The organism is uncultured Pseudacidovorax sp. (genome assembly GCF_913773995.1).
In the GTDB taxonomy this organism is placed as follows: Bacteria; Pseudomonadota; Gammaproteobacteria; order Burkholderiales; family Burkholderiaceae_C; genus Xenophilus.
The window spans coordinates 1-5,660 of the sequence record NZ_CAJYES010000160.1 but is presented as its reverse complement, the minus strand read 5'-3'; the positions used below and the strand labels follow the sequence as shown (position 1 = coordinate 5,660).

Here is a 5,660-nt window from a genome sequence, read left to right as displayed (position 1 = left end):
GTCGCCGCAGGCACCATCAATCTCACCGGCATCCAGCCCGGCGCGCCGGGTTCTACGGCGCCGGTGCCCGCGCACTGCCATGTGCAGGGCAGGATCGCCGAGCGCACGGGCCTGGACGGCAAGCCCTACGCCATCGGTTTCGACCTTCGCTTGCCCGCGCAGTGGAACGGCCGCTTCTTCTTCCAGGGCGGCGGCGGCACCGACGGCGTGCTGCGCGATGCCATCGGCGTGCTCACCGGCGGCGGCAACACCAGCAATGCGCTGATGCAGGGTTATGCAGTGGTCTTCACCGACACCGGCCACCTCAACGAACCCGGCCCCAACGGCCCCTACCAGTTCGGGCTGGACCCGCAGGCCCGCGCCGACAACGGCTACAACTCCATGGCGCAGACGGCGCGCGTGGCCAAGACGCTGATCCGCGCGCACTATGGCCAGGCGCCACAGCGCTCGTACTTCGTGGGCTGCTCCAACGGTGGGCGGCAGGCCATGATGATGACGCAGCGCTATCCGGAGATGTTCGACGGCGTCATCGCCTCGGCGCCGGCGTACCGCGTGCCGCTGGCCTCGGTGCAGGCGGTGTACGACACGCAGCTCTATGCCCGCGCCGCGGCCGAGCAGGCACCGCCTGGCCCCGACGGTCGACCGGTGCTGTCCAAGGCCTTCTCGCCAAGCGACATGAAGCTGCTCACGCGTGAGGTGCTGCGCCAGTGCGATGCGCTGGACGGTCTGGCCGACGGCATGGTCAACAACTGGCCGGCCTGCCAGTTCAAGCCTGAGGTGCTGCGCTGCACCGGCGCCAAGACGGATGCCTGCCTGGGGCCGGCGCAGGTCGAGGCGCTGCAGCGCTCCTTCGCCGGTGCGCGCGATGCCCAGGGCAAGCCCATCTATTCGGACTGGGTGTTCGACGCCGGCCTGCACTCGGTGGACTGGACACGCTGGAAGTTCGGCGACGCCACCAGCGGTCCCGCCAACGCCCGCAACCTCACGCTGATGACCGGCGGGCTGGCAATGTTCTTTACCACGCCGCCCACCGTGACGAACGACTTCTGGGCCTATGCGATGGGCTTCGATCCGCAGCGCGACACGGACAAGGTCTATGCCACCGACGGCGCCTTCCGCGAGTCCGCCATGCGCATCGTGGCGGCCGACTCGCCCGACGTGGACGCCTATGCCCGCCATGGCGGCAAGATCCTGTTCTTCCACGGCGTGAGCGACCCTGTGTTCTCGGTGACCGACACCGTCCGCTACCTCGACCAACTGCGCCAGCGCTACGGCGCCGCCACCGACGGCATGGCCCGGCTGTTCACGGTGCCGAACATGGCGCATTGCAGCGGCGGCCCGGCCACCGACCAGTACGACGGCCTGACGGCCCTGGTGAACTGGGTCGAGAAGGGTCAGGCGCCCGAACGCATCGTGGCCCGCGCCCGGCCCGAAAACGCCGACGTGCGCTGGCCCGGCCGCACGCGCCCGCTGTGCGCCTATCCCAAGCAGGCGCGCTACAACGGCAGCGGCAGCATCGAGGACGCCGCGAACTTCAGCTGCCGCTAGGCGCAGGCGTGGCGGGCGTGCGGTAGAGCATCACCGACGCCCGCGCCTCCATCGCCCGGCCCTCGCCCACCGGGCCCAGCTTCTCGGCCGTCTTGGCCTTGACGTTGACCTGGCCCGGGGCCAGCGCCAGCACCTCGGCGATGCGCGCGCACATGGCCGGAATGTGCGGCGCCAGCTTGGGCGCCTGGGCCACGATGGTGCTGTCCACGTTACCAATGGCCCAGCCGCGCTCGCGCACGCGCCGCGCTGCCTCGGCCAGCAGCACCGTGGAATCGGCGCCGCAGAACTGCGGGTCGGTGTCCGGAAAGTGCCGGCCGATGTCGCCGAGCGCCGCCGCGCCCAGCAGCGCGTCGGTGATGGCATGGAGCAGCACGTCGGCATCGGAATGCCCCAGCAGGCCTACGTTATGAGGGACCTCCACACCCCCCAGGATCAGCTTGCGCCCGGCGGCAAGCTGGTGCACGTCCCAGCCCTCCCCGATGCGGAAGGGAAAGTCGAAGTCGGCGGCGTGGGTCATCGGGATCGTGCTCGTCATTGCTGGGCCGTGCCCCTGCGGGCTGTGAGCACCGCGGCGGCCATGGCGAAGTCTTCGGGAAAGGTGACCTTGAAGTTCTGGGCGCTGCCGGGCACCAGCCGCGGCGCCAGGCCCAGTCCCTCGATGGCGCTGGATTCGTCGGTCACTGCGTCGCCCATCTGCGCCAGGGCCTGCTGCAGTAGGCCGATGCGGAACATCTGCGGCGTCTGGGCCAGCCATTTGTCGGCGCGGGTGACCGTACCGGCGACGCGGCCTTCCGGCGTGGCGGCCTTGAGCGTGTCGGGCAGCGGCAGCGCCAGCAGGCCACCGACGGCATCGTGCTCGCAGGCCCCGATGAGCGCATCGACCTGCGTGGGCAGTAGCAGGCAGCGGGCGGCATCGTGCACCAGCACCCAGTCGTGCGGCAGGGCGCCGGCCTGCTCGCGCAGGGCGCCCAGGCCCTGGGCCACGCTCTGCGCGCGGGTGGTGCCCCCGGCACGCAGCAGCCATTCGCCGGGGCCAGGAAAGCCCGGCACCACCTGCGCGATGCGCTCGTCCTGGGGCGCTACCACGAGCGCGATGGCGGCCAGCCGGTCGCCCAGGGCGCGGAAGACATCCAGCGTGTGCGCCACCAGCGGCCGTCCTGCCAGCGGCTCGTACTGCTTGGGGCCGGCGGCGCCGGAGCGAGAGCCCGTCCCGGCGCAGGGAATGAGCACGAACAGGCGCGGCGAGGTGGGAGACATCAGCGGACGGACGGGGCGGGCAAGGGGTGGACGGACGGGGCGGTGGGGCGGCGCTTCGACGGGCTCAGCGCGAACGGCCTTGGACGAGCCGGGAACAAGTCGACCGGCGCCGCGTGGACCGGACGCCGACCAAGCCGGCCCCGTCCAGGGAAAAGCCCCGCATTCTAAAATTGCATGCTTCGCCCTCCCCGCCATTGCGGCCGGGAGGGTCTGCCTTTGGTGCCGCCCCCGCATGGACCTGCCCGCCCTCTCCCCCGGCAAACGCTTCACCCTTCCCCGTCCGCCCTCCTCCAGCGATGCGCTGCTGCTGGCCCGCCTGGCCCGGCGCGAGCGTGCGGCGGGCCGCACGACGGCCATCTTCACCGCCGACGCCACCGACACCCAGCGGCTGACGGACGAGCTGGCATTCTTCGCACCCGAGCTTCGCTGCGCCGTTTTCCCGGACTGGGAGACGCTGCCTTACGACAGCTTCTCGCCGCACCAGGACCTGATCAGCGAACGCCTGGCCACGCTCTGGCGCATCCTGCAGAAAGAGGTGGACGTGGTGCTGGTGCCCGGCACCACCGCGCTCTACCGCCTGGCGCCGCCCAGCTTCATGGCCGGCTACACCTTCCATTTCCGCACCAAGCAGAAGCTGGACGAGGCGCGCCTGAAGGCCCAGCTCACGCTGGCCGGCTACAGCCATGTGACGCAGGTGGTGAGCCCCGGCGAATACGCCGTGCGCGGCGGCCTGATCGACCTGTTCCCGATGGGCTCGCCGCAGCCCTTCCGCGTCGACCTGTTCGACGACGAGATCGACTCCATCCGCACCTTCGACCCCGACAGCCAGCGCAGCCTGTACCCCGTGCCCGAGGTGCGCCTGCTGCCCGGCCGCGAGTTCCCGATGGACGACGAGGCCCGCGCGCATTTCCGCAGCCGCTGGCGCGAACTGCTCGAGGGCGATCCGACCAAGAGCCGCATCTACAAGGACATGGGCAACGGCGTGGCCACCGCCGGCATCGAGTACTACCTGCCGTTGTTCTTCGACCAGACGGCGACGGTGTTCGACTACCTGGCCGGCGCCGGCAAGGAAGGGCGCGACGGCGACGCGCCCTCCTCCGTCACGCTGGTGCTGCACGGCGACCTGGAGGCCGCCTTCCAGCATTTCTGGCAAGACACGCGCGAGCGTTACCGCCTGGCCCACGGCGACCCCGAACGGCCGGTGCTGCCGCCGGAGGCGCTGTTCCTCAATGCCGAGCAGTTCTACGGCCAGACCAAGCCGCATCGCCAACTTTCGCTGCGGCCTGCATCCGCCCAGGCTGAGCCTGTCGAAGCCTTTCCCGAGTTTGCGCTGCTGCCCTCGCTGGCCGCCGCGCGCGGTGCCGACGATCCGCTGGCTCGCCTGAAGGAACACATCCAGGCCACCCGCCACCGCGTGCTGCTGCTTGCCGAGACCGCCGGCCGCCGCGAGAGCCTGCTGGACTTCCTGCGCGCCAGCGGCGTCAGCCCGCCGGCCTTCGACACCCTGGCCGAATTCGAGGCCGGGGCGGGCGAGAAGATCGGCATCGCCACAGCCGCCCTGGCGGCCGGCTTTGCCTGGAACGAGGCTGGCATCGACTTCGTCACCGAGACCGAGCTCTTCGCCACCGGCGCCGGCAGCGGCCGACGCCGGAACAAGCGGCAGGAGGCCACGAGCGATGTCGACGCCCTGATCAAGGACCTGTCCGAACTCAACCTGGGCGACCCGGTCGTCCACAGCGCCCACGGCATCGGCCGCTACAAAGGCCTGGTCAACATGGACCTGGGCCAGGGCACGGGGCCGGACGGCAAGCCGCTGCTGCAGGAGTTCCTGCACCTGGAGTACGCCGACAAGGCCACGCTCTACGTGCCGGTGAGCCAGCTGCACCTCATCAGCCGCTACACCGGCGTCAGCGCGGATGAGGCGCCGCTGCACAAGCTGGGCAGCGGCCAGTGGGACAAGGCCAAGCGCAAGGCCGCCGAGCAGGTGCGCGATGCGGCGGCCGAGCTGCTGAACATCTACGCCCGCCGCGCCGCGCGCGAAGGCCATGCCTTCCGCTTCCAGGCACCGGACTACGAGGTCTTCGCCAACGACTTCGGCTTTGAGGAGACGGCCGACCAGAAGGCGGCGATCCATGCCGTCATCCAGGACATGATCTCGCCCCAGCCCATGGACCGCCTGGTCTGCGGCGACGTGGGCTTCGGCAAGACCGAGGTGGCGCTTCGCGCGGCCTTCGTGGCCGTCACGGGCGGCAAGCAGGTGGCCTTCCTGGCACCCACCACGCTGCTGGCCGAGCAGCACTACCAGACGCTGGTGGACCGCTTCTCCAAGTGGCCGGTCAAGGTGGCCGAGATGAGCCGCTTCCGCTCCGCCAAGGAGATCACGGCCGCCGCCAAGGGCCTGGCCGACGGCAGCGTGGACATCGTGGTCGGCACGCACAAGCTGCTCAGCGAGAGCGTCAAGTTCAAGAACCTGGGCCTGCTCATCATCGACGAGGAGCACCGCTTCGGCGTGCGCCACAAGGAGGCGATGAAGGCCATGCGTGCCGAGGTGGACGTGCTCACGCTCACCGCCACCCCCATTCCCCGCACGCTGGGCATGGCGCTGGAAGGTCTGCGCGATCTGTCGGTCATCGCCACGGCGCCGCAGCGGCGCCTGGCCATCAAGACCTTCGTGCGCAACGAGGGCACCGGCTTGATCCGCGAGGCCGTGCTGCGCGAGCTCAAGCGCGGCGGGCAGGTGTACTTCCTGCACAACGAGGTGGACACCATCCACAACCGGCGCGCACGCCTGGAAGAGCTGGTGCCCGAAGCGCGCATCGCCGTGGCCCACGGCCAGATGGGCGAACGCGATCTCG

4 protein-coding genes are annotated in these 5,660 nt (G+C 70.4%); 2 read left to right on the top strand and 2 right to left on the bottom strand.

Annotated features, from left to right (window positions below; all coding sequences use genetic code 11):
* Window positions 1-1,548: tannase/feruloyl esterase family alpha/beta hydrolase (locus QZ772_RS14915; protein ID WP_295527739.1), on the top strand; the 1,548-nt coding region annotated here is incomplete at its 5' end.
* Here QZ772_RS14915 and ispF read toward each other — a convergent pair.
* Complete coding sequence (ispF, locus tag QZ772_RS14910; protein ID WP_295527736.1) at window positions 1,535-2,065, bottom strand: 2-C-methyl-D-erythritol 2,4-cyclodiphosphate synthase; 531 nt, start codon at window positions 2,063-2,065, stop codon at window positions 1,535-1,537. The two genes, QZ772_RS14915 and ispF, sit on opposite strands and share 14 nt — an antisense overlap.
* Window positions 2,066-2,079: 14 nt before the next feature.
* Window positions 2,080-2,805 carry a 2-C-methyl-D-erythritol 4-phosphate cytidylyltransferase gene (ispD, locus tag QZ772_RS14905; RefSeq protein ID WP_295527734.1) on the bottom strand — a complete coding sequence of 242 codons (726 nt, stop codon included), beginning with the start codon at window positions 2,803-2,805 and terminating at the stop codon, window positions 2,080-2,082.
* A 232-nt stretch (window positions 2,806-3,037) separates the two neighbouring features.
* Here ispD and QZ772_RS14900 point away from each other — a divergent pair.
* Window positions 3,038-5,660: DEAD/DEAH box helicase (locus QZ772_RS14900; RefSeq protein WP_295527731.1), on the top strand; the 2,623-nt coding region annotated here is incomplete at its 3' end.